Origin of the sequence: Paenibacillus sp. FSL M7-0656, from assembly GCF_038003225.1 — a bacterium.
In the GTDB taxonomy this organism is placed as follows: domain Bacteria; phylum Bacillota; class Bacilli; order Paenibacillales; family Paenibacillaceae; genus Paenibacillus; species Paenibacillus amylolyticus.
Genome location: NZ_JBBOOT010000001.1, coordinates 1253129 through 1276626 on the forward strand (window position 1 = coordinate 1253129; position 23498 = coordinate 1276626).

General features: G+C 44.8%; 23 protein-coding genes. 6 read left to right on the plus strand and 17 right to left on the minus strand.

The genetic code is table 11. The features are described 5' to 3' along the window. Nucleotides 1-178 precede the first annotated feature (178 nt). Nucleotides 179-652 (plus strand): SET domain-containing protein, encoded by a 474-nt coding sequence (locus tag MHI01_RS05230; RefSeq protein ID WP_100528913.1) that lies wholly within the window; start codon nucleotides 179-181, stop codon nucleotides 650-652. A 230-nt stretch (nucleotides 653-882) separates the two neighbouring features. On the opposite strand, the gene MHI01_RS05235 is transcribed toward MHI01_RS05230, so the two are convergent. The 7 genes from MHI01_RS05235 to MHI01_RS05265 form a co-directional block, all read right to left on the minus strand. Next, complete coding sequence (locus MHI01_RS05235) at nucleotides 883-1503, minus strand: DUF1349 domain-containing protein (RefSeq protein ID WP_235193804.1); 621 nt, start codon at nucleotides 1501-1503, stop codon at nucleotides 883-885. Between the two features lie 45 nt (nucleotides 1504-1548). Beyond that, a complete protein-coding gene (locus MHI01_RS05240; protein WP_340982691.1) occupies nucleotides 1549-2895 on the minus strand; it encodes a dihydrolipoyl dehydrogenase family protein in 1347 nt (448 codons plus the stop codon). A 50-nt stretch (nucleotides 2896-2945) separates the two neighbouring features. Then, entirely contained in the window at nucleotides 2946-4460 is a 1515-nt protein-coding gene (gene opuFB / locus MHI01_RS05245; protein WP_340982692.1) for an osmoprotectant update ABC transporter permease/substrate-binding subunit OpuFB, read from the minus strand. Beyond that, nucleotides 4453-5427, minus strand: a complete 975-nt coding sequence (locus MHI01_RS05250) for an ABC transporter ATP-binding protein (protein ID WP_076249515.1) — start codon at nucleotides 5425-5427, stop codon at nucleotides 4453-4455. Before MHI01_RS05250 ends, opuFB begins: the two co-directional genes overlap by 8 nt. Before the next feature lie 220 nt (nucleotides 5428-5647). After that, nucleotides 5648-6508: an ergot alkaloid biosynthesis protein gene (locus MHI01_RS05255; protein WP_340982693.1), complete on the minus strand. Its 861-nt coding sequence runs from the start codon at nucleotides 6506-6508 to the stop codon at nucleotides 5648-5650. After that, nucleotides 6498-6944, minus strand: coding sequence for a nuclear transport factor 2 family protein (locus MHI01_RS05260; RefSeq protein WP_340982694.1), 447 nt, complete (start codon nucleotides 6942-6944; stop codon nucleotides 6498-6500). The genes MHI01_RS05255 and MHI01_RS05260 overlap by 11 nt, the downstream gene beginning before the upstream one ends. 131 nt (nucleotides 6945-7075) lie before the next feature. Then, the gene (locus MHI01_RS05265; protein WP_340982695.1) at nucleotides 7076-7660 is read right to left on the minus strand and encodes a TetR/AcrR family transcriptional regulator; all 585 of its coding nucleotides are present in this window, start codon (nucleotides 7658-7660) and stop codon (nucleotides 7076-7078) included. A gap of 168 nt (nucleotides 7661-7828) precedes the next feature. Here MHI01_RS05265 and MHI01_RS05270 point away from each other — a divergent pair, with 168 nt between their 5' ends. Both MHI01_RS05270 and MHI01_RS05275 read left to right on the plus strand, forming a co-directional pair. Next, nucleotides 7829-8191 (plus strand): iron-sulfur cluster biosynthesis family protein, encoded by a 363-nt coding sequence (locus tag MHI01_RS05270; protein ID WP_076214772.1) that lies wholly within the window; start codon nucleotides 7829-7831, stop codon nucleotides 8189-8191. Nucleotides 8192-8433: 242 nt separating this feature from the next. After that, entirely contained in the window at nucleotides 8434-9207 is a 774-nt protein-coding gene (locus tag MHI01_RS05275) for a M15 family metallopeptidase (protein WP_340982696.1), read from the plus strand. Nucleotides 9208-9341: 134 nt separating this feature from the next. Here the strand turns inward: MHI01_RS05275 and MHI01_RS05280 are convergent, their stop codons facing one another. Beyond that, nucleotides 9342-9581 carry a hypothetical protein gene (locus MHI01_RS05280; RefSeq protein WP_340982697.1) on the minus strand — a complete coding sequence of 80 codons (240 nt, stop codon included), beginning with the start codon at nucleotides 9579-9581 and terminating at the stop codon, nucleotides 9342-9344. A 130-nt stretch (nucleotides 9582-9711) separates the two neighbouring features. On the opposite strand from MHI01_RS05280, the gene MHI01_RS05285 reads away from it, so the two are divergent. Next, the gene (locus MHI01_RS05285) at nucleotides 9712-10344 is read left to right on the plus strand and encodes a nitroreductase family protein (protein ID WP_340982698.1); all 633 of its coding nucleotides are present in this window, start codon (nucleotides 9712-9714) and stop codon (nucleotides 10342-10344) included. A gap of 269 nt (nucleotides 10345-10613) precedes the next feature. Here the strand turns inward: MHI01_RS05285 and MHI01_RS05290 are convergent, their stop codons facing one another. Beyond that, the gene (locus MHI01_RS05290; RefSeq protein WP_340982699.1) at nucleotides 10614-11774 is read right to left on the minus strand and encodes a leucine-rich repeat domain-containing protein; all 1161 of its coding nucleotides are present in this window, start codon (nucleotides 11772-11774) and stop codon (nucleotides 10614-10616) included. A gap of 166 nt (nucleotides 11775-11940) precedes the next feature. On the opposite strand from MHI01_RS05290, the gene MHI01_RS05295 reads away from it, so the two are divergent. Continuing rightward, nucleotides 11941-12399, plus strand: coding sequence for an AraC family transcriptional regulator (locus tag MHI01_RS05295; protein ID WP_340982700.1), 459 nt, complete (start codon nucleotides 11941-11943; stop codon nucleotides 12397-12399). A 96-nt stretch (nucleotides 12400-12495) separates the two neighbouring features. On the opposite strand, the gene MHI01_RS05300 is transcribed toward MHI01_RS05295, so the two are convergent. The 3 genes from MHI01_RS05300 to MHI01_RS05310 all read right to left on the minus strand — a co-directional run bounded on the left by MHI01_RS05300 (nucleotide 12496) and on the right by MHI01_RS05310 (nucleotide 16855). Continuing rightward, nucleotides 12496-13752: an aminopeptidase gene (locus MHI01_RS05300; protein WP_340982701.1), complete on the minus strand. Its 1257-nt coding sequence runs from the start codon at nucleotides 13750-13752 to the stop codon at nucleotides 12496-12498. A 238-nt stretch (nucleotides 13753-13990) separates the two neighbouring features. Further along, nucleotides 13991-15583 (minus strand): acyl-CoA synthetase MbcS, encoded by a 1593-nt coding sequence (mbcS, locus tag MHI01_RS05305; protein WP_253508015.1) that lies wholly within the window; start codon nucleotides 15581-15583, stop codon nucleotides 13991-13993. 267 nt (nucleotides 15584-15850) lie between these two features. After that, nucleotides 15851-16855: an aldo/keto reductase gene (locus tag MHI01_RS05310; protein WP_340984829.1), complete on the minus strand. Its 1005-nt coding sequence runs from the start codon at nucleotides 16853-16855 to the stop codon at nucleotides 15851-15853. Nucleotides 16856-17056: 201 nt separating this feature from the next. Between MHI01_RS05310 and MHI01_RS05315 the strand changes: the two genes are divergently transcribed. After that, on the plus strand, nucleotides 17057-17902 hold the full coding sequence (locus tag MHI01_RS05315; RefSeq protein ID WP_340982702.1) for an AraC family transcriptional regulator: 846 nt from the start codon (nucleotides 17057-17059) through the stop codon (nucleotides 17900-17902). A 69-nt stretch (nucleotides 17903-17971) separates the two neighbouring features. Here the strand turns inward: MHI01_RS05315 and MHI01_RS05320 are convergent, their stop codons facing one another. The 5 genes from MHI01_RS05320 to MHI01_RS05340 form a co-directional block, all read right to left on the minus strand. After that, complete coding sequence (locus tag MHI01_RS05320) at nucleotides 17972-18370, minus strand: Asp23/Gls24 family envelope stress response protein (RefSeq protein ID WP_082762737.1); 399 nt, start codon at nucleotides 18368-18370, stop codon at nucleotides 17972-17974. Between the two features lie 28 nt (nucleotides 18371-18398). Then, nucleotides 18399-19478: an AI-2E family transporter gene (locus tag MHI01_RS05325; RefSeq protein WP_036608593.1), complete on the minus strand. Its 1080-nt coding sequence runs from the start codon at nucleotides 19476-19478 to the stop codon at nucleotides 18399-18401. Nucleotides 19479-19513: 35 nt separating this feature from the next. Continuing rightward, nucleotides 19514-20971 (minus strand): sensor histidine kinase, encoded by a 1458-nt coding sequence (locus MHI01_RS05330; RefSeq protein ID WP_340982703.1) that lies wholly within the window; start codon nucleotides 20969-20971, stop codon nucleotides 19514-19516. Beyond that, on the minus strand, nucleotides 20949-21656 hold the full coding sequence (locus MHI01_RS05335) for a response regulator transcription factor (protein WP_047842723.1): 708 nt from the start codon (nucleotides 21654-21656) through the stop codon (nucleotides 20949-20951). Before MHI01_RS05335 ends, MHI01_RS05330 begins: the two co-directional genes overlap by 23 nt. Before the next feature lie 240 nt (nucleotides 21657-21896). Further along, nucleotides 21897-23342, minus strand: a complete 1446-nt coding sequence (locus tag MHI01_RS05340) for a 4-hydroxyphenylacetate 3-hydroxylase family protein (RefSeq protein WP_253508002.1) — start codon at nucleotides 23340-23342, stop codon at nucleotides 21897-21899. Nucleotides 23343-23498 lie beyond the last annotated feature (156 nt).

Here is a 23498-nt window from a genome sequence, read left to right on the forward strand (position 1 = left end):
TAGACTTAATTCTTTGTATATTATAAGCGTTATATCCTGCACAACTCAACGCCATATTAAAAATTATTCCACCTTTTTGTCTGAAATTTGCCTTATATGAAAGTATGGGTTAAAATTTTGCCTTAACGAATTACTATTATATAGAACGGAGCTCTTCGAAGAGCATCAGGTGAAGATTATGATTGAAGTGAAACAATCCAAGTTGGGTGATGGTGGTGAGTTTAACCGCGGGGTATTTGCTACCGTTGATATTGCCAAAGGAACGCTTATCCATCAGGCACCCGTTGTGCCTTACCCAAATGAAGATCATGAGCATGTCGAAAAAACGATTCTGGAAGATTACGTGTTCGAATATGGGGCGAATCATACCGCAATTCTGCTCGGTTACGGCAGTCTGATCAACCACTCCTATGAACCTAACGCTACTTATGATATCAATTTTGATAACCACACCTTTGACTTCTACGCGTATACAGACATCAAAGCTGGCGACGAAATCGTAATCAATTACAACGGTGAGGAAGACAGCATGGACCCGTTATGGTTCCTGGACGATTACGAGGAGCGTATGCTGGAGTTCAATAAGTCCAATGATGATGAGGGTGAAAAAGAGACTGAACCCCATTCCCTGGATACGGACACGAGTAAATAAACGTTAAACTCAAGTAAAGTTCGCAAGCACTCTGTTGTATGTGCGAAAAGAACTCACTGTACCCGGTGAATGATGAAATGAGTAACTGGAGCCTTTTCACAGTCCAAAGTTTAAACACACAAATAAGCAAGTCCTCCGTTAATGGAAGACTTGCTTATTTGTGTTGTCTTGCTTTCTAAGCCAGATACACCTGTTCATGTTTTATTGTTTATCGTGCATCTTAACTTGTTTTAATCTGTAATCGGCGGATCTGTATGCAAGTCTTGATCGGGTGTCGTGGATCTCCACTTGGTAAAGGCTACCTCGAACCCTGCTCGCTTTGGTGAACACAGAAATGGACCTGCATGTTTGTTCGTTGGATAGGCAAACCGTGCAACCCGAATCGTACGCCAAGGATGCTCATCTGTGCGTGCACGAATGACAACAGCCTCATTACTGTAGGAGGCTCTGATTGTTACGATTCGTCCACCCCACTCTGGCACAGGAGAGAGTGACCAATCGGAATACGTATCCGTCACGACGGCTCCAACATGTGCCACACCATCATTGACCTCAACTCCGGCCTTGATCCATTGGTCTTCTCCGTACCATAACATTAATCCCGCCTGGTCATATAATTCGGTGAATGAGCTTAGATCAAACGATACCTCAATCGCTTCCGTTCCGTCCCATGGAGCAAGCATGGCATGTCCATCCCGATGACAGAACCCGTAGAATGTGTTCTCCCAGAAGTCACTACCTTCCCGAGCTTCCACAACGAAACGATCCCCATCCATCCGTGCAGCAACGGGTTCCTTAGTCCACTTGCCTTCATGAAGCCCAATAAAATCCGATGACATCGTTATTTTCATCCTTTCTTCCGTCCCAAAGGGGGGTTCATCCTCACTTCATCACTTCTAAATTAAAGAACCCAGATCCGATGCAGCAGTAGGATATGCAAAATTCATGGTGTTTAACTGATCGATAGTCAGATTGAACTGAATCGCCATTGCAAAAAGGTTAATCAATTCTTCTGTTTTGCTCCCGAGCACATGCGCGCCCAGAATACGCCCGGTTGATTTATCGATCACCACTTTGGCCATGGCAAATTTTTCATGAGTTCGCTTGTAAGTATACCATTTCGACATATCATTTACCTGCACCTCGTAGCCCTCTTTTTTGGCTTGTTCCGTGCTCATACCTACAGCTCCAAGGGCAGGGACAGTAAACACAATGGAAGGCATCACCTTATAATTAGGTTTGTGTTGATTTCCCTCCAACAAATTGAACGATACAGCCCGGGATTCCTGACCTGCTAACGGGGTTAAAGGCAACCCTTTTGTATACGTTACATCGCCAGCAGCATACACTCTCGGATTACTTTCACTTTGCAAGTACTCGTTCACCGTAATCCCCTTTTTGCTGTAGCTGACGTTGGCTTTCTCCAATTCCAGCCCATCCACATTGGGAACACGCCCCGCTCCATGAACGACAAGTCCGCACTGCCACTGGTGATCCGCACCATTACGCGTGCCATGAACGACATAGGCGTTCCCCTCTTGCCGTATGGACTTCACCTCCGCGTTCAAGTGAACATGAATGCCGATCTCTTTTGATTTTTGCAACAAAGATTCTACAAGCTCCGCATCAAACGACTTCAGAGGCTGTTCACTCCGATGCAGGATATGGACTTCTGTCCCGGCTCTGGCCGCAATATGCGCAAACTCAAATGCAATGTATCCACCGCCTACCAGAACTAATCGATCCGGCAGCTGTTCCAGATCCAGAAAGTCATCACTATATAAAAGATGCTCTGAGCCCTCAATCTCAAGTGGCGCAGGTGTTGCACCGGTAGCAATCAGGATGTGTTTGCCATGGAGCACTTCTTCTCCAACTTGAATATGGTCTTCATCGACAAATGAAGCTTTACCATGGAAAGTATCCATTCCGGCCTGTTTGAATTGATCTTCACTTGCTCTAGGTATGCTCTCGGTAAAGGTGCGTTTAAAGGCCATAAGTTCAGACCAGTTGATGGTCGCCTGTCCCTGAATTCCTTTCCCTTGCATCCGTTCATTCCAGTCAATCAGCTCAGCCGCTCCAGCCAGCACTTTCTTGGGATCACAGCCGCGCAGTGCACACGTTCCGCCGAACTCACGTTCATCAATTACAGCGATTTTCCAGCCAGCTTCAGCGCAACGGGTGATAACAGAGCTTGCCGCGCTTCCTGTTCCAATTGCAATCAAGTCATACGTTTCTTGTGTCATCATGGTTCCTCCTCATCCTTTTGGTGCATCTATTGCAGGGATGCCTGAAGTTACAGCAATCCAGCCTGTTTAAGGTACTCTGCTGCAACCTGTTCAGGATTCTCTCCCTCTACGTTCACGTCATAGTTCATCTGACGCATCTCGTCATCCGTAATTTTGCCAGCCAGCTGATTCAGCACCTCAACCAGTTGTGGATATTGATCTGCCGTTTCTTGACGAAGCATCGGCGCGCCTTGATACGGTGGGAATAACTCCTGATCATCCTCCAGCACAACGAGTTCATACTGTCTCAACTCACTGTCTGTGGAGTAAGCATCAACGAGATTAATATCTCCGCGCTGAAGAGCACCATAGCGAAGCTTGGGTTCCATTGTTGCAACGTTCGGGAATTCAATCCCATACTTTTTCTGTATGCCAAGGTATCCGTCTTCCCGATCCGAGAATTCAAGTGTGAATCCTGCTTTGATCTGCTGCTCAACCGGTTTGAGATCCGAAATGGTCTTGAGATTGTATTGATCTGCGATGCTCTTTGGAACGGCCAACGTATACGTATTGTTGTAATCCATTGGGTTCAGCAGCACCATGTTGAACTGGCTTAACATTCCGTCTCTGGCTTGTTCGTAGACCTCTGTTCGATCCGTACTCACAGCCGTTTCCTTCATAAATTCGGAGATCGCTGTCCCCGTGAATTCGGGATAGATGTCAATATCACCCGACTTGAGTGCATTGAAAAGGAATGGCGTTTTGCCTAACCCGGGTTTTAGTTCAACGGTCAGGTCTGTGTCTTTTTCGATTAACAATTTGTACATATTAATGAGAATTTCGGGTTCCGCCCCCAATTTCCCGGAAATGACGAGATCCTTCTGACCACCACGTGCCACGAAGGGAATGGTAATCACAAGTATCGCGATTATTGCCAGCGAACCAAGGGTAACCAATGTTTTCTTAAAGGATAACCGCTGGAACTGACGCAATAGTGCATCAAACAAAATAGCCAGCAAGGCAGCCGGAATGGCTCCAAGAATGATCAGTTCCGTATCGTTCCGATCAATGCCTAGCAAGATTAATGCACCCAAACCTCCTGCGCCGATCAAGGCAGCAAGTGTCGCCGTTCCTACAATAAGCACCATCGCGGTCCGAATTCCGGCCATAATGACAGGCATCGCCAGTGGCAGTTCCACTTTGATTAGACGTTGCCAACTATTCATGCCCATCGCATTTGCCGCTTCCACCATGGAAGGATCAACTTCGGATATGCCTGTGTACGTGTTGCGAAGTACGGGTAGCAGTGCATACACCACCAATGCAATAATTGCAGGAAGTGTGCCTATGCCGAATAACGGGATGAGCAATCCGAGAAGCGCCAAGGAAGGTATCGTCTGCAACACAGCCGTAACCCCGATAATTGGTTCAGCCACTCTTGGTTTGCGTGTAAGGTATATACCAAGCGGAATAGCGATGAGGACAGCAAAGAACAATGCGATAAATGAGATCTGAACATGTTCCAGCAGAGCAGACAACAACTGACCTTTGCGCTCACTGAACACCTCCGTGAATCTATTCATGTCCTTCACCTCGTTCCTGTAACTGACCAGACCAGTATTTCATCAGATCAACTCGACTGATCTCGCCAATAATCTGGCGGTTACGTTCAACCAGCAGATGGTCATGGGAAGCCATGATATCAACTAATTCCGTTAACGTAATGGATACAGGAACGGCAGTTTTGGCTGATTTTGGCACATGACCCGGTGAGAGTGGTGACATGATGGATTCGAGATCAAAATCAGATTGTGAACTCGTATCGGTGTTAGGACTTCCAACAAATTCACGTACGAAGTCATTAGCTGGCTGTCGGATCAGTTCTTCCGGGGTGCCTACCTGCAAAACCTGTCCATCCTTCATAATGCAGATGCGATCCCCCAGCTTCATCGCTTCCTGAATATCATGGGTGACAAACACAATTGTTTTTTTCATCTGACGCTGGATATCCAAAATATCATCCTGTAATTTCTCCCGACTCATTGGATCGAGTGCACTGAACGGTTCATCCATCAAAACTATCTCGGGATCGGCAGCGAGTGCACGCAACACACCAATTCTCTGCTGTTGTCCTCCGGATAACTCGGACGGTTTACGCTCACTGTACGTATCTCCGTGCAAACCCACCATATCTAGTAACGTATGTACACGCTCCTTGATTTGATCTGACTTCCATTTTCGGAGTTCAGGAACAACTGCAATATTTTCGGCAATTGTCATATGCGGGAATAGTGCAATCTGTTGCAGCACATATCCTATATTCCAGCGCAATTCGTGAATGTTGTATTCATCGATTGGGCGTTCATTAATGCGCACTGTTCCATCTGTTCGCTCAATCAGGCGATTGATCATTTTGAGCATGGTGGTTTTGCCACATCCACTCGGACCAATCATGACGAACAATTCTCCCTTGTTAATGTTGAGGTTAACCTGACGCAAAGCCGTTGTTCCATCAGGATATTGTTTTGATACATTTTCGAACTGAATCATTCGCTCTCTTCGCCCCTTTATCTAGGGCGTGTTTCAGACACGCCCTAACATTCATCTTCATCTATTTCCCCAAAAGTGTGTTCGTATAATCACTGCTTTCCGTAGTGTCCTTTGTTAGGGAGAGATCCATATTTGAATCAACGATGTCAACATGCTGGTAGACATGCAAAAAGACGGGCACCAGGCACCGTCTTTTCATAATACGAAAATATTTCTTCCATTATTTCCATACTTCCATATGATTCTGAATAAATTGCTCGAATGAAATCGGGTTATTCCCCGTTAATTTTTTCACCGTATCCGTCGTTTGATCTTCTCTCCCCTCCTCCCGGATAGGCACATCCAGTCCTGCGAGGGCAGCAGCGTATTCTTCTGACATTCCTGCGCGAATCATGCTGTTCCTCAATTCATCATCGGACAAAGATTCATGCTGGATGGACTGACCCAGTACACGGCTCAAGACGTCTGCAACCTGTCCATAGGACAACGTCTCCGGCCCTGTAATGATATGCTCCGTATTATGAGGAACAACATCTGTTAGAGCATGGAAGGCCACCGCAGCGATGTCATCTGCACTAACAAATCCAATTTTTCCGTTACTCGTAGCACTGTAAATTTTCCCGAGTTGCTTCGTCGTCTCCCGATGCGGTCCCTCCGTAAAGTTCTCCATAAAATAGGAAGGCTGCAATACAGCCCACTCAGGAGCATGGGCTTTTATATACTGATGTACTTTGCCAAATATAGGACCATTCTCATCGATCGAAGCACTGCCAAGTAAAACGAATCGCTTAACGCCGTTCCACAATGCTTCCTTGATGAACGGAATGATGACGTCTTCTGGGTTCATATCCATGACTGGCATGACAAGGTACACCTGATTCACATTTTTCAGCGCCAGCGCATATGTCTCGGAATCATACCAATCAAAATAGACATAATTATCGGCAGAACCAGAAAGAGATGGTTTAGTTCTTCCTGCCAAACGCACCGGATAATGATGCTTTTGAAGTATGGCCCCAACACGGCTTCCTGTCTTTCCATTAGCTCCGGTAATAAGTGTCAACGGTTTATCATTGATCATGCTTGTTTCCTCCTAAGTCCGATTCGAGTACGACCATCGGATTCCAATAGTCTTTATAATGTGTAATTTTTCCATTAGAGTGGCTCACTACAGAGATGTACGTTTGGTTGTATGGCTTGCCTGTAACTAATGAACGCCCTTTACAAGTAAATTCAGCCACAAACTGTTGTTTCGTGGAATCAGCCAAGATCACCGGTTCAGAAAACTGCTGGATTTCAATCATCCCCAGTAGATTATGAAGATGATTCGTAATTGCGGCTTTGCCTTCCAGTTTCTGAGGATATCCTGCTGGTGCATATGGGAATTCGAAAATAGCGTCAGATGTATATAGCTCCAACCATTGTTCTAGTTTTCCCTCCAGTAGCAATTGAGTAAATCCATGCATGATCCGATACGGTATATTATTGCCCTCTTCCAACTGCTGAGATTGTGTCATCCTTATTCCTCCTTCAGTTTGTTTGGTGTTCTTTTTCCAGACCAATCGGTCTATAATGATCAAAAAATAAACGCCCTAAGCGTTCATTTCCAAGAAAACGTAAAGAATTCTTACTCAAATCATGTAAAACGTTAATCCAAAGCCCTTAGGGTCATCTGTACAAAATCTCGTAGCGCTTCTGCGCTTGCACCGCTCTTCGCCGTAAAGGTCAATGAGAGTCGGGAATAATTCAGAAAACGGGCAAGACCGGGCAATTCTTCCTCTGCATGCCTCAGTTCGCCACTCCTCTGGCCTCGTAACAGCGCAGTATGAAAAACATCTTCCATTTGTTGGTTAGTGGTTTGAATAAAGGCCGCGATTTCGTGATTTTGTGGTGCCTGTTCAACCGCGCTATTAATGATGAAACATTCATTACGACGTTCGTTGTCTGTCAACACGTTAACCGCTTCGTTGAACAACTCCGTCACGCCTTGCCTCACATTTGTACATTCATTTAATAGTCTGATCCCCGCCTCTGTCTTCTGCTGAATATAGAATTTAAGAGCAGAGACAAATAAATCATGTTTAGTTCCGTAGGTGTCATACAGGCTTTGCCGCGCAATGCCAAGTTCACTCAGCAGTAAGCTCAAAGATGTACCTTCATAACCGTACGCTCCAAATACAGACGTTGCTTTTCTTAGAACAGTCTCCGTGTCAAACTCCTTGGCTCTTCCCAATTTCAGACCTCACCTCCCTATTCATTAACTAAAGAATACCTTTTCCAGACTGATCAGTCAAGAAAATAAATGCTTTGATTTTTGCCAAAGTGGTATAATGGGAATAGAAGCTGAATGAATTCTTTTACCATTTACCAACCATGACCACATATAAAGGAGTGTACCTATATGTATATTCAAATTACAGATTTGGCAGCAAAACGATTGACGGAAAGCCTGAATGACCAACCTGGATATTTCAAAGTGATCTATGACTTGGAAGGTTGCGGATGTAACGGAGTTATCGCTATTATCATTGTTGATGAACTTGCGGCTCTCGACGCGCAGATTGAAACCAATCTGGTTCCGTTCTATGTTGATCCGAAGCAGCAGCTGAACCTAGAACAACACATGAAGCTGGATACGGAAGAAAATTATCCTTCTTTTAAACTAAGCAGTGATTCTGGTGTGCTCAGCGCCAACGTTCGCGTTCGTGACACCCGTGCAGTAACTGCAGGAAGCTCCGGTGGATCCGACGCCTGCATGCTGTAACACAGTCTCCAGCATACTTGAAGTAATCTAGCATTATCTTTCTTCACATCAAAAGCCGTTGCATCTAATGCAACGGCTTTTTTAACGTGCTTTTCTTTATATGCCTCTATCAGAGTTGAAGAAGAAGAAGAAGAATCTAGCAAACTTTGTTTACAACTCGGAAACAATTGGAGAACCTATGGATATAATCCTCTAGTATACTCGGTATATAGATTCATATATTCCGAGGAGGAACACACATCATGAAACCTTTTACTCGTAAATCCATCATATCTACAATTCTCGTAGGCTCTGTTGTAGCAGGTTCTGCTTTTACTACGTTTCCCATCACTTCAAGCCTGAATTCCGTCGCGTCTGCTGCAAGCTCCAGCTTCACTCAATTTCTGCATGATAATGCACCTGGTCGTACGATCAAAACGATTAAAAATGTGGCAACTGTGACCAATGTGTCCAGTACGGTTGTACTTGTCAATAAAAAGAGAAATCTGCCTTCAACTTATGCACCTCAAGATTTGGTTGTACCTAATATTCCTTTTAGCTTCTCTGGCTCCAGTCCGAAGAAACAGATGCGTAAAGTAGCTGCAACAGCGCTAGAGAAACTATTTGCGGCTGCCAAAAAAGACGGCATCGATATCAAAGCGGTGTCTGGCTATCGCTCTTATGCGACCCAGAAATCGATCTTTGACCGTAATGCCAGCATCAAAGGTGAAGCTGTTGCCAATAAAACAAGTGCTCGGCCAGGACAAAGCGAACATCAGACCGGTCTAGCTATGGATATCTCCAGCGCTTCGGCTGGTTATGATCTTCAGCAAAGCTTTGGCAACACCAAAGAAGGCAAATGGCTGAAAGCCAATGCCCACAAGTACGGCTTCATCATCCGTTATGGCAAAGATCAGGAGAAATTGACTGGTTACTCCTATGAGCCATGGCATGTACGTTATGTCGGAGTATATATTGCTGGTGAGATTACCAACCAGAAACTTACGCTGGAGCAGTATTTGGAACGTGCTAAATAAGGCAGGTTTGAACCCAAATCTTAGACAGTTATTTGATTAGATAAAAGAAGTGTGACTATTGATAACATGGCTGAAGGAGAAGATGGGGCCGCAACTGGCCCTCTTCTGCTTTAATTTCTCATTTACACACTTCATCATGTTCCAACGATTTTTCTAAAGACCAGTGGCAGTCTCTTCAGACCTTCTGTTCCAGCCCAAGAGCCTACGCCAGCAAGTATTGCATTATGGCACAAATAAAGTGCAACATTGTACACGATAGGGCCTAGAATAATCTCCACGACTACAAAACGTTTTAACGTCGAAGATTGGATCACATATACCCGAAATTCATGAGGGTCACGTCCTCCCATATACTTTGCGATCAATGCTTTCATGAATCACCTCTAGTGTTTTATTTTAGCGTATGGCAGACAATCCTTGTCTTATTCTAAAATAATACTTACATAAAGTAACTAAGTGTGTTATAGTCAGTTTATAAATCATACATAAGCGAGGGAAACTACCATGAGTGAGTTGGAGAATCTAGTCAAAAACCGTAGATCGGCCGTTATTTTTGAAGAAGGAATTGAAATTTCGGATTTGGAACTGCAAGAAATGTTTGCCCTGAACAAATTTGCACCATCTGCCTTTAACCTGCAACACACGCACTATCTTGTGATTAAAGACGAGGAACAGAAAGAGAAAGTCTATGAGGCTTCCCAGCAATATAAGGTAAAAACAGCTTCTGCAGTCATCGTGGTATTGGGCGACGTCAACGCGCATCATCATATCCGCACGATTAACGAAGGCCTGCTGAACCTGGGCGCTCTTACTCCGTTCCAATACGAGCAGGAATCCCAAAGTGTCACCGAATTTTACGAATCTCGCGGAATATTCTTCCAACGTGAGGATGCGATTCGCAATGCCAGCCTGTCTGCCATGCAATTGATGCTGATCGCTCAGGATCGCGGTTGGGACACTTGTCCAATGATTGGTTTTGACTCGGAAGAACTGCAACGGAGTCTTGAAATCCCTAACCATTACGTACCGGTTATGCTGATCACCATCGGCAAAAAGTCGGAAGCCAAACAGCGCCCACGCGGTTACCGTAAACCGATTAACGAATATGTTAGCTTCAACAAAATGCACGCTGAATAACATATAATATAACAAATTATATAAGTTGAACTAACATTTACACGATAACGGAGAGGACAGAAAAAACCTGAAAAAGCGAAGCGTTCGCCTAAAAGCTTTCTGAAAGAAAGCTGCATCGGAAGCATACGCTATCCCCGGATTTTCCCCTTTAGAAAAGGAATGGAATTAAAATCTGGGGATAACAGCGATTGGAAGGTTGTTCTGTCATCGTAGTGTCAGTGTAAATAATCTTTAGTTCAACACAACAAAAAAGCCACGATCTCGTGGCTTTAATACGTTTCATAGATCAACGTATCCAACATGTGAAATTCATCGTCAAACTCCGCATATATGTACAGTCGACCAGCAGGTGTATCCCCCGCATCATAACCCAATCGGAAATATTGATCTCCCTGAAATTCTGCATCAGCCAAAATCAATGTATTGATATCTTCGTCCGGATGAGCCTCGGCAATGGTTTTAAGTGCCTGCTCACCTAGCATGTCCCACCGTTTCCACGTCTCTTCCATATATGGGGACAATATTTCCATCTCTGTCTTGGTTGAAACCTGTGCAGTGAATACCAGTTCTTTATCCTGAATAAGTAAGCTCATCTGATAGTTGGACATCGAGACGTCATACTGAAACAACCCCATACCCGGAACTTCATGATTGGATTCAAACATTAGATTATCTGCATACTGCAGTCTTTCCAGCTTGGGATTAGCGCTATAATCCAACTCGGTTAATTTGTTCTCGGAACAGTACAACTCTTTTAGTTGTACGTTATGGCGAATATCCAGCTTGCTAATATGGTTGTTAAAACAACGGATACTCTCTAAAACCATATTTGAACGAAAATCCAACTGTTTAATATGATTGTGGTTACAACGAAGTTCAATCAAGTTTGGACAACCGGTTACATCAAGTTCCAGCATGTAATTGTTGGCGCAATCAAGTCGCCGCAGTTGTTTATTGTGTTCAAGTTCAAGTGAGAAAAGAGCGTTATAACTGCAACTAAGTTCCTCCAACTGCTCAAGGGGCTCTGAAGCCAGCTCCGACAACATATTCCAATGACACTCCACCGTTATAAGTTTGGAATTATGAGAAAGATCCAATTTGCGAAGTCGATTAAAACTGCAATCCAGCACCTGCAAATCCGAATTGGAACGGAGGTCCAGTGTAAGAAGCTGATTCTCTCTGCAACGTAACGTCCTCAGCTTGTGATTCTGAGCCAGATCCAAACTGGTCAATTGATTATAGGCACAATCCAGCTCTTGAAGACCCCAGAAATACTCGATTCCATCAAGATTGCTAATATTGTGATTTGAGAGTTCTAATATCTCAGCCTCACAAACGTCACTCTCCTGGATGAAATCCCGCTGCTCACAAAAACGATCCAACACAACTTTCCTGAAATGTTCATCCGTGAAGGCATAAGTAATATCCATGTCTAACGCCTCCCCCTCTCGTTTTGCTCTATTGGAACAGTCTTCCAACATATTATCACTATTCTATGAGTTTCGTCGCCGGGATTCAACAATTACCTAAGCAAATTCTTTTATACCATGTTAGCATCCAATATGTAAGAGAAATCGTACAGAGAGGAAGATTTTCATGGAAATGGTTATCGAAAACCTCCCATCGTATCGTATCGCCTATGTTCGACAAGTCGGTCCTTACGGTCCAGCCAATGCTCAAGCGATGAATACGCTGAAACAATGGGCAGACAAAAACCAACTGCTTCATGAATCAGCAATTTTATTCGGTATTCCACAAAATGACCCAACTACCACACCTCCTCAGAACTGCAGATATGATGCTTGTATTGTTATCACTGAATCTGAACGTCTGGAAGATGAGTTTGTTGAGATTGGCGAGTTACTAGGCGGAGATTATCTCATCTGTAAGGTGAGACATACGGCAGAAGCTATTCAGCAGGCATGGAATGTGATCATCCCTCATTTACAAACAAGTGGTTATCAGATGGACAACAAGCCGGTTATAGAAAGATATCGTTGGGAACTGCTTAATCAGCATTATTGCGAGATATGTGTACCTGTAAGACCCGTGTAACCCATGTTACGAGGAAACGAAAAAAGTGACTTCAGGTTGAAGTCACTTTTTTTGTTAACGACTGTTACTACTAGCTAGTTAAGACTTGTTAAGATATTAAAATGCCCAGTTGCCTTTACGGAATACCGGCTCGATTGTACCGTCTTGTAACTCACCATCGATATCCAGTTCAGCGGAACCGATCATGAAATCAACGTGAGTCAAGCTCACATTACACTCATGCTTCAGCAACTCTTCGTTCGACATGGTTGTGCCATCTTTAATGTTGAATGGATACGCACTTCCCACAGCCAAGTGGCAAGATGCATTTTCATCAATACCCGTATTGTAGAAAATGCGATTCAGGTTGGAGATCGGAGAGTCATGTGGTACGAGTGCGACCTCACCCAGATAACGTGCTCCTTCATCGGTGGCAAACAGGTTCTTCAAATGCTCTTCACCGGATGCTGCCGTAAACGCTACAACCTGTCCATCCTTGAATGTGATTCTCATCTGGTCTACCAGTTGCCCGTTCAGGTTCAAAGGCATTGTGCTGCTGACATACCCATTCACTCCACTGCGCTTAGGCATGGTGAATACTTCTTCTGTCGGCATGTTGGCAACCGTGTATACGCCTTGTTTATTTTCGCTACCACCGCCACCCCAGATGTGGTTGTGGACCAATTCAATTTTCAAGTCTGTACCTGGCGCACGGTAATGCAGGCTCTTATAGTTCTTTTTGTTCAGAAGATCACTCATATTATTCAAGGTATCCAGATGTTCTCTCCAATTTTGTACGGCGTCTCCGCCATCTACACGGTTCATTTTGAAGATGGTTTCCCACATCACGTTGATTCGGTCTTCTTCCGGGATGTCGGCAAATACTTTGTTCGCCCAAGCTTTGGTTGGGGCCTTGATCAGACACCAGCTAATTTCATGGTTGCGTGTGTATTTGGCATATCCGCGACGTGCGTGTGCAGCTGCCTTAGTAGCACGGGAAACGCTGTCGGAGTCAATTCCGTTATACAGTTCAGGATCTGGAACTTTGATCGTCAAGGTAGCGCCGCCTGCTTCCGCAAACTTCTCCATCATATCCGCTTTCCAGGCTGGATAGTAGTCAAAGCTGTCATTGGAACCATGTTCAAAACGACTGCGGGTAATGTTGTCATCATCGAAGTCCACTTGTACATAGTTTGCACCAGCCGCATAGGCTTTTTGCACAATCAGACGTGTGAATTCAAGCGTTTCGATTGGTGCAGTAACGAGCAGATCCTGTCCTTTTTGAATATTCACGCCAACTTTAACAACTAGTTCTGCGTATTGTTCCAATGACTTTTCAAAGGTCTGTTCAAAGGTCTGTTCAAATTGACTCATGGTTGTGTTCACTCCTGTTTCATATATTATGGCATGGTTTGCAAACTTGGGATCTGTTGAGTGGCCGTTACAGCGAAGGATCGTTCTTTAGATCGTCGTTGTCTCCAAATTTTCTTCATCGTATTTTTCAAAGGTTAATATTCGGAGACAAATACGACCGCTTTCGCTTCTGCAGAAATCGATTCCTTCTCTTTCACTACGCAGGCACAATCCCCAAAATTTCATCTATACAAATGATCTAACCATTACGTTTTTCTTGTTCACGTAACTCGATCCGGCGGATTTTACCAGAGTTAGTCTTTGGCAGATCCGTAACAAATTCGATCTTACGTGGATATTTATAAGGTGCTGTGATTTCCTTGACGTGGTGTTGCAGTTCACGCATCAGTTCCGGTGAAGCCAGTGAATCGTCTCTCAACACGACAAAAGCTTTGACAATATTGCCACGGATCTCATCCGGACTTGCAACCACCGCACATTCCTTCACACTGGCGTGTTTCATGAGTGCTTCTTCCACTTCAAATGGTCCAATCGTGTAACCCGAACTGATGATAATGTCGTCACTGCGACCTTCAAACCAGAAGTAACCTTCTTCGTCTTTGCGTGCACGGTCCCCTGTTACAAAATAATCGCCACGCTGACTTGCTTCCTTCCGTCCCTCATCCTGATAATAGGACCGGAACAAAGCTGGCATCTCTTTGTGTACCGCGATATCCCCCACTTCACCCGCAGGCACAGGTTGTCCCTCTTCATCGATGATTTCAATCAACCCAGGTGTAATCGACTGACCCATCGAGCCAATACGTACAGGCGCATCTTTGAGACTGCCGATTAACAACGTGCTCTCGGTCTGTCCATATCCGTCCCGAATAGTCAGGTCAAAATGACGCTGGAAGATTTCAATAACTTCCTGATTGAGCGGTTCACCCGCTGAAACAGCACTGCGCAGATGAGACAGGTCATAATGTCCAAGATCATCTGCTTTGGCCATCAACCGATATTCTGTTGGTGTACAGCAAAGGACATTAATCTGATGTTCCTGCATCAGTTCCAGATAACGCTTGGGCTGGAATGATCCATTGTAGACCAGTCCAGTCGCGCCTCTTCCGAGTACCGACAGGAATGGGCTCCAGATCCATTTTTGCCATCCGGGTGCAGCCGTTGCCCATACCGTATCCGATGGTTGAATATCCAACCATAACGAGGAAGCGATCCGCAGGTGGGCATATCCCCAACCGTGGCTATGTACAACTCCTTTGGGATTACCTGTTGTGCCCGAAGTATAAGCAAGGATAGCCGTATCATCACGATGAGTCTCCACCGCAACCATCTCTTCGGGTTGATTCTGCATTAACTGATGCACATTGACCCAACCTTCAGCAGGTACGCTAACTTCTCCATTCGGTGATGCCACGATTCGATGTGCCAGTGACGGCAGATCCGCGTCCATCTTTTCTACTTCTGAGGTCGTCTCGGACCATACAATAACAGCCCGCGCCTCAGAGTGACGCAGACGATATTCCAGATCTTTTGCCCGTAACATCTCGGAGGAAGGAATAACGGCAATCCCCAATTTCAGACAAGCAATATAAATGACATAGGCAATAATACGGCGTGGTACCATGACCAACACCCGATCACCCTTCTCTAGTCCAAGTTCACGCAGACCTCCAGCAAGACGATTCGCCTGCTTAAATAAATCACCATACGTGATCTCTTCCACCTCTCGTTGATCGCTGAGCCATCTAAGTGCAATCCGCTCTGATGGATGATTCTCCATCTCGGATGTCAGGTTATAGCTTTCAGGCGAAATCCACTGTTCAAAGTTCAAATGGAGCCTCTCCTTCGTAGTTCAATTGTAAAGCTTCTATATATTATACCCTAAATCCTAGGACCAGGTGCTATGAACTAGGTTCATTCTGAAAAAATAAACATAGGTCAATTAATGAACTATTATAATAGATCTTATCCTATAAAGAAAATGACATATACAAAATGGCGCCTCCCCTGATTGATCAGGTAGGCGCCATTTTCATTCTTCATTTATATTACATTAGTTTTACCTAACTATAATTTTCACACAGCTATACTGTGTATGTTACCACGGATAATTACCCATTCCATCCAAAATGCTTTCGATCTCATTCAACTCTTCCGTTGTCAGGTCAGGTGCGCTGAGCGCAGCTACATTTTCTTCAATCTGGGACACACGGCTTGCACCAATCAGTGCAGAGGTTACACGGTTACCGCGCAAGATCCAGTTCAGAGCCAGTTGGGAGATCGTCTGACCTCTTCGTTCCGCAACCGCCTGAAGTGCATCGAACTTGGCAATCCGTTCGTCCGTATATGCTTCTTTTTTCAAATTTCCTGTTGGATTGACGCGTTCTTCCTTGATCTTGTCGACATATTTATTCGTCAATTGACCGCGGCCAAGTGGACAGAACGCAATGGAACCTACGCCTTGCTCATCCAGTACGTCTTGCAAACCGTCTTCAATCCAGCGATTCAGCATCGAGTAGTTTGGCTGATGAACCAGACATGGCGTACCTAAACGACGCAGAATAGTTACCGCTTCTTGTGTCTGTTCTGCATTATAATTGGACAAGCCTACATACAGTGCTTTACCTTGCCGCACGATATGATCCAGCGCCGTCATCGTTTCTTCCAATGGCGTGTCCGGATCTGGACGGTGATGATAGAATATGTCCACATAGTCCAGCCCCATCCGACCAAGACTTTGATCGAGACTGGCAATCAGGTTTTTGCGGGAGCCCCACTCGCCGTAAGGTCCATTCCACATATGGTAGCCTGCCTTCGATGAGATAAGCAGTTCATCCCGGTAAGGACGAAGATGTTTTTTGTAAATCACGCCAAAGTTCTCTTCCGCTGATCCTGGAGGTGGACCATAGTTATTCGCCAGATCGAAATGGTTAATTCCGAGGTCAAAGGCACGCAAAATCATTTCTTCCTGAATATCCAATGTACGGTTGCCACCAAAGTTCTGCCATAGACCCAGCGCAATTTGCGGAAGTCTGATTCCGGATTTGCCGGAACGTACATATTTTATCTCATCATATCGTTGTTCACTCGCAGTATAGGGCATCGTTATTCTCACTTTCCTGTAAGGTTTGTTGAATCCCTTTTCATCTTAGACATTTTCCTGGATAAACGGTATGGCATTTCACTTTGAACATATGGAATAATGATTGTTATCTATATATACTAATGTTAAATAGTTAATCTTTTCAACTATTTAGTATGTTAAAATGCAAGATGAGACGAAATCGTACAGGAGTGAATACCCTTGATTACGTATATGTTCAAAAACAATCATTTTCAGGAGCTACAGCTCCTTCATTATGGTACGGAAGCATGTACACCAGGTCACCACTTTGGCCCTGCCATGCGAGACTATTACAAAATTCATTATATTTTGAATGGCAAAGGCACCTTCGAAGTTGGTGGCAAAACGTATTCCCTGCACAAAGGGCAAGGATTTCTGATCGTTCCGCATTCCGTCGTGCATTACGAAGCAGATCAGGATGACCCATGGGAATACAGCTGGGTTGCTTTTCAAGGCAGCAATAGTTCATCCTTTTTACAGCAGGCTTGTCTGTCAGAGCATCATCCGATTTTTGAACTGGGCAATGAGGATGACGAGATGCGATCCTGTCTGCATCGAATGATTAATTCGCGGCATACCCATAAAGGCTGGGAGATCAGCATGACTGGGTTGCTATATCAATTCTTCTCTATTTTGATTGATCAGGCCAATTCAGATCATCTTCAACCCATGCCGGATTATTCGAAGGAAACGTACGTAACGCAGGTAATGGACTTCATTGAAATGAACTATGCCAATGCCATTACCGTTCAATCCATCGCGGCCCATGTCGGTTTGCAGCGCAGTTACCTGTGCTCTCTCTTCAAGGACCAAATGGGAAGCAGTATTCAGTCGTATCTGGTCCATTACCGGATGCGCAGGGCAGCCGAATTGACGCTTGATCCCTGTCTGACCATTGGTGATATTGCCCGTTCTGTGGGCTATACCGATCAATTGCTTTTCTCCAAAATGTTCAAAAAAGTGATGGGCGAAGCGCCCACCTACTACCGCAAACATAAAACAGCACCCTCCCAGTTAAGTTGTTAATTGGGAAGGTGCTGTTTTTGTTAATCGTTTATCCTTACAAACGTTATTCCTTACATTCTTTTTAATTGTTTATACCGTCTCCGGCATGGATACACCAACGACTTGTACTTTAATTTCATTGACCATAACGCCAGCTAATTGTTCTACAGCCTGTTGAACATTATGTTGAAGTTCACGGCAAACCTCATGCATCTTGTTGCCATATTGAATGTTGATGCGCAGCTGGATGGTTGCCTGATCGTCTTTGACGTGTACGTCAATCCCTTTTTGCAGACTCTTGCCGCTGATACTCTTGGCAATCCCTTCAGTCAGTCCAACTGACATGGAAGATACGCCAGCCGTTGATTGAGCCGCCATCCCTACGATCTTGGACAGCACATCATTCGAGATATGAATGGTACCCATTTGAACAGATTGAGGTGCGATATATTCAGGTTCATTGTATTGTTTTTCGATAATTTCAGACATGTGCTCCACTCCTTCGAATAATTAAATTCTATGCATTCTGCCATTTGTCCTTGAAGAACATGTTATAGATTCGAACCAAAAGAATTTTAACGATCATATAAACCGGGATAATAATCAGGATGGCAATAATTCCACCCAGGTCGCCTGCACCCAACACCAGAATGATGGTCGTGAGCGGGTGAATATCCAGCTTTTTGCCGAATACGTACGGTGCAACCAGGTTGTCCTGAATCTGCTGAGCGACAAGAATAATAATCAGAGACCAGATGGCAACCGATGGTGATACCACGAGACCCATGATCACAATAGGTACGGACGACACAATCGCGCCGATAAACGGAACAAAGTTCATGATGACCGCAATTACCGTGAGCAGTAATGCGTACGGCAGTCCAATGATGAGGAAACCGATATACATCAATACACCCAGCGCCAGATTGACCAAAACTCTTCCCACGATAAAACCACTCAACGCCTGATCAATCTCAATTACAACATCACGGCTGTCATTTTGGAAACGTTTTGGAGCGATATGTGCCAATTTACGACCAAATTTCTCGCCTTGTAACAGCATATAGAACAAAAGAATAGGTAGTGTAAACAAGATGATCGCAAAACTGGAAACAAGTGAGAAAAATCCACTTACATAGTTGGTTACAAAGTTAAATCCTTTGTTGATATACTCCGTGATCTGGGAGAAAGGTGTCGAGCCCTCAGGGAACAAGGCCTGAATGGCACCATTTTGCTCCAGCTCTCTGAGCTGGTCACTTAATGAATTAATTAAACTTGGTGCGTTATCGACCAGATTGATCAGTTGCTCACGTAACGATGGCCATAAACCAATGATGAAGAACACTCCCAGAATAGCAATAACCAGATAGATTAGCAAAATACTTAGCGTGCGATTTATTTTCTTTTTCTCCATATAATTCACAAGCGGCCTTAGCAGATAATAAAAGAACACCGACAACATCATCGGCACGGTAATGACCGTGATCATGGTGACGAGCGGCTGAAAGATGAAGCTTACACGTGATAATAAATAGATATTAACCAATATCAGCGCCAGTGCAATACTGAACCGGACAAACGTATTTACTTTGAACAAAATATTTCCCCCCACATGGACATTTCTTCTCTTATTTAATTTGGAATCTCAATGGTAAACACGGTGGTCTCTCGCCCACGCCGGGAAAGGATCAGCCGTCCGCCCATTTTCTCCGTATTACGTCGTGCGATGGACAAACCAAGTCCGGTGCCTCCGGTCGCTGTCCGCGCCTCATCCCCTCGTACAAACGGGTCAAAGATCGTTGACCATAGTTCTTGAGGTATGCCCACTCCGTTATCTGCCACCTCTATCACCACATGGGTATGAAGCGGAATGAGTTCGACGCGCAGTTCGGTCCCGATTGGATTATAAGACAGAGCATTGGTAATCAGATTCTGAATGACTCTGGATAACAGCTCCGGATCATACCTCGCGTAGATCACCTCATCAGGAACAAGTACATGAAGGACAAACTGTTTCTGTTCAATCTCCCCATAAGTATCTGCCATAATCTCGCGCAGGAATTCTCCAATCTCTCTTCTCTGAATATGCATGCGAAAATCGGGCGAATCCACCTTGAGCAGCTCCAGCATATTCTGTATCATGCGTGCAACTTGAACAGACTTGTTATAGATGTACCCCAGATATCTTTGCTGCCTATCCTTGTCCTCTCCACGTCCTTCCACCAATGCCTGCGCATATCCCTGTATGGATGTTATCGGTGTCTTCAGATCATGTGATAAGTCTACAATCAGTCGCTGTTTGCTCTCTTCGGCGTAACGTTTCTCCGCAGAGGTGTTCTCAATGACGTCCGCCATGTAGTTGAAAGTCTCACCTATCTGGACAAATTCCCTCTCGGCTGAGATCGACATCCGTGTACTATAATTTCCCTGTATCATCTGCGTAAGACCCGAGGAGAGGATACTGAGTGGTTTTTTGATTCTCCGTGCGACCCAATAGCTATAGACAAAGATCAATAACAATACTAAACCGATGCCAATCATAATGTAAAAGGATAATGGATGTTTCAGATTAGTAATCAACTGATTATCATTAATCCGCACGCTGACCAGATCACGCGGGATTTTGAGCAATACATACGCTACCGCTCCTTCTGTCGAAAGAGGAGTGATCGAATAATAGTATTCCTGGTCACTCCGATTTTCCAATCCATCATACAGATCGGCTTCACTGTATTGTGTGAACGCATCTTGCTTGTCTCCCACATGACGAATGACATTGCGATTCGCATCCAATATTTCAATCCAGCCGCCGCTATCCTTGAGACGTTGAATCTCTGTGTCTTTGCCTTTCGACACCGAACCTCCACCGGAGTAAAATTCGTTCTCCAGCTCTGCTACATACACGTGGGCTTCAACATTCAGATCTGGATCAACCACCTGATCCGAAATGCGAAAATCCACGACATCCAGTGAAACCATAAGGTACACAATCAATACCAGTAACAGCAAAAAGAAGTTGAACAGCAAGAAGTCCAGTGTCAGGGATGTCTGCAACAGTCGCTTTTCTCTAGCTTTCCATGGGCGCTTCAATTTTGTATCCCAGTCCCCTTATCGTTTTGAGATATTCCGGTTGTCTGGAGTCACGCTCGATCTTCTCCCGAATGTTGCTGATATGTACCATAATCGTGCTGTCCTCGTGCGCATAATAATCGCCCCAGACCGCTTCGTATATTTTTTTACGGGTGAACACTCGGCCAGGTTGATCAAGCAACAATTCCATAATTTTATACTCTGTAGAGGTCAATGTTACAGGACTTCCTGAACGAAAAAGGATACATTGGGATCGATCCAGCGTCAGATCACCTAATACCAGATTCTGTTCTTTCGCTTCGGGGATCTCCGCTGCATCAAATTGATTAACTCTTCTGAGCAACGCCTCTACTCTGGCGACAATCTCAAGCGGGTTGAACGGCTTCGCTATATAATCGTCTGCCCCAAGTCCAAGTCCAAGGATTTTATCGTGATCCTGACTTTTAGCGGATAGGAACAGTACAGGCATGTGATATGTGGCTCTGATTTGTTTGATCAACTGCAATCCATCCATTACAGGCATCATGATGTCCAGTATGACCAAATCGATCTGTGTTGAACGTATGCATTGTAATGCCTCGGCTCCATTCACCGCAGTTTTAATGGTATAGTCCTTCTCCAGATATAGTTGAAGCAGTTCAACAATCTCTGGTTCGTCATCTGCAATTAATACGGTGTATCTCATGTTATTCCTCTCATTTCCTATACTCTATGCCTATCTCTACATTATTACTATATACTACGTCTCTTAATTCAACCTAAATCATTTCTAAAGATAATCTAAATAAATAGAAATAGAGCCCTGGCTCAGGCCAAGGCATTAACTAAAATAGGGCTGTTTGCTGTTTTCAGCCTACATTCAAGCTTTTCGTTCTTCATTCAGGCTTTTCGATCTTCATTCGACCATTTGTATTAGATCATCAGATCAGTCCTTAAGCGAACGAAGCCACGGCTCAACTTTCCCCAATAAACGTTCCTTGTCATACTGCACATATTGGTTCGCCCGATTGCGCACGGGATCACCCGCGTAGAAACGTTCATATAGGTCATGCCTTGCTCCGAGTGGACTTCCGGTCAGCTCCCATGCGAGTTGAAAGAGACGAATCTTCTCCGCGGCTTGCATCGTTACTCCACCAAGATATTTGCCTACCAAAGAACCCATCATTTCATTAGTCTCAAACGTACCTGAAGGAATCTGAATCAGACCACCCGCAGCAATGGTCTTCAAAATCTCCACCGCGCGGGGGTAATAGCGATTGCCCAGATTACGTGCGGTTTCAATATATTTGAATTCCGGCAACCAGTTGCCAAATGTGTCTGGTTTGGACTGTGCTTCAGCAGCAATAATCAGTCCCTCGATGGTCTGCATCTGACTGATCAGCTCTCCGAGTTGTTCCTGTACATTCAGGAAAGAGTCCACCCCAATCTCCTTGGCAATGGATGAGGTCACGGCTGTAATAAACTCCAGTTTCGAGTGTAATCGAATGACACTCTGATGGTAGGCCAGACTGGCCGAAGCTGTATTGCAGCGAATCTGCCATACGGCTTCAGGGTTATTGTGCAGTAATACACGTTCCCAGGGCACAAATACATCGTCAAAAAATAATACAGCATCCATCTCATCATACTGCGCACTGAGTGGATGTGATTTATCTGTATCTTTTGTGGCAAAAGATTCACGACACATCATGTGCAAACCCGGACTGTCCGCGGCTACAATTACCATATGGGCCAGCTCTGGCAGGTGGCCTGGAATTCGTTGAACGGGATAAGCAATGATATCATCGGCATAAGGCGCTGCTGTTGCCACCATTTTGGCCCCGCGGATCACAACGCCCTCTGTATTCCTTTTGACAATTCGCAGCATGGCATCCTCATCTTCTCCAACAGGCAAGGAACGATTAATCTGTGGGTCCCGCTGGACAATTGTCAGGAATGCATCTTTTCGTTTGGCTTGTGCAAAATAATCCGATATTTTGTCTGCAAATGCCGGGTCATGCGCTGTCATCTCATGTCGTGTTGCATACCAACCGGTCAGCCTGGATCGGGCATAATCAGACAATCGGCTCATCACCCCATACGTCCGATCGGCCCACAGCCGAAAAGCATCCGCCCTGCTGTTCACGTCAGGAAGTGAACGAGGCACAAGAAAAGAGCGATGCACGTAACTTCCCGTCTGTTCGTCCCAATAGGCCACGATTTCCCTTGTCTCCGGGTCATCCACCAGATTGAACAATCCTTCTATGGTTTGAAGTGTTCCCTGAAAGGCCTGATGCCCAGTTACCTGGATACGCTCTCCGTCCAGCCATACATTCCGCTCATCATTCAGACGCTGAATGTAAGCTTGTCCACGAGACATCGTGATACTCATGATATGTCCTCCCTCTCAGGCACCGGCCTGACATTTCTGTAACTCCATCCTTCTAACTGCTTGAGAAACTATGTAATGATACATTCTGTATCTAACAAAATAGTACTGTGCCAGAGATAGAAAAGTCAACAGACACCGAGCGAAGAGTCCGGTGTC

Bases quoted from the DNA above. Each gene is read 5' to 3' on its own strand.
- MHI01_RS05230 (WP_100528913.1), top strand. From the start codon at position 179: ATGATTGAAGTGAAACAATCCAAGTTGGGTGATGGTGGTGAGTTTAAC.
- MHI01_RS05235 (WP_235193804.1), bottom strand. From the start codon at position 1,503: ATGAAAATAACGATGTCATCGGATTTTATTGGGCTTCATGAAGGCAAG.
- MHI01_RS05240 (WP_340982691.1), bottom strand. From the start codon at position 2,895: ATGACACAAGAAACGTATGACTTGATTGCAATTGGAACAGGAAGCGCG.
- opuFB (WP_340982692.1), bottom strand. From the start codon at position 4,460: ATGAATAGATTCACGGAGGTGTTCAGTGAGCGCAAAGGTCAGTTGTTG.
- MHI01_RS05250 (WP_076249515.1), bottom strand. From the start codon at position 5,427: ATGATTCAGTTCGAAAATGTATCAAAACAATATCCTGATGGAACAACG.
- MHI01_RS05255 (WP_340982693.1), bottom strand. From the start codon at position 6,508: ATGATCAATGATAAACCGTTGACACTTATTACCGGAGCTAATGGAAAG.
- MHI01_RS05260 (WP_340982694.1), bottom strand. From the start codon at position 6,944: ATGACACAATCTCAGCAGTTGGAAGAGGGCAATAATATACCGTATCGG.
- MHI01_RS05270 (WP_076214772.1), top strand. From the start codon at position 7,829: ATGTATATTCAAATTACAGATTTGGCAGCAAAACGATTGACGGAAAGC.
- MHI01_RS05275 (WP_340982696.1), top strand. From the start codon at position 8,434: ATGAAACCTTTTACTCGTAAATCCATCATATCTACAATTCTCGTAGGC.
- MHI01_RS05280 (WP_340982697.1), bottom strand. From the start codon at position 9,581: ATGAAAGCATTGATCGCAAAGTATATGGGAGGACGTGACCCTCATGAA.
- MHI01_RS05285 (WP_340982698.1), top strand. From the start codon at position 9,712: ATGAGTGAGTTGGAGAATCTAGTCAAAAACCGTAGATCGGCCGTTATT.
- MHI01_RS05290 (WP_340982699.1), bottom strand. From the start codon at position 11,774: ATGGATATTACTTATGCCTTCACGGATGAACATTTCAGGAAAGTTGTG.
- MHI01_RS05295 (WP_340982700.1), top strand. From the start codon at position 11,941: ATGGAAATGGTTATCGAAAACCTCCCATCGTATCGTATCGCCTATGTT.
- MHI01_RS05300 (WP_340982701.1), bottom strand. From the start codon at position 13,752: ATGAGTCAATTTGAACAGACCTTTGAACAGACCTTTGAAAAGTCATTG.
- MHI01_RS05310 (WP_340984829.1), bottom strand. From the start codon at position 16,855: ATGCCCTATACTGCGAGTGAACAACGATATGATGAGATAAAATATGTA.
- MHI01_RS05320 (WP_082762737.1), bottom strand. From the start codon at position 18,370: ATGTCTGAAATTATCGAAAAACAATACAATGAACCTGAATATATCGCA.
- MHI01_RS05335 (WP_047842723.1), bottom strand. From the start codon at position 21,656: ATGAGATACACCGTATTAATTGCAGATGACGAACCAGAGATTGTTGAA.
- MHI01_RS05340 (WP_253508002.1), bottom strand. From the start codon at position 23,342: ATGAGTATCACGATGTCTCGTGGACAAGCTTACATTCAGCGTCTGAAT.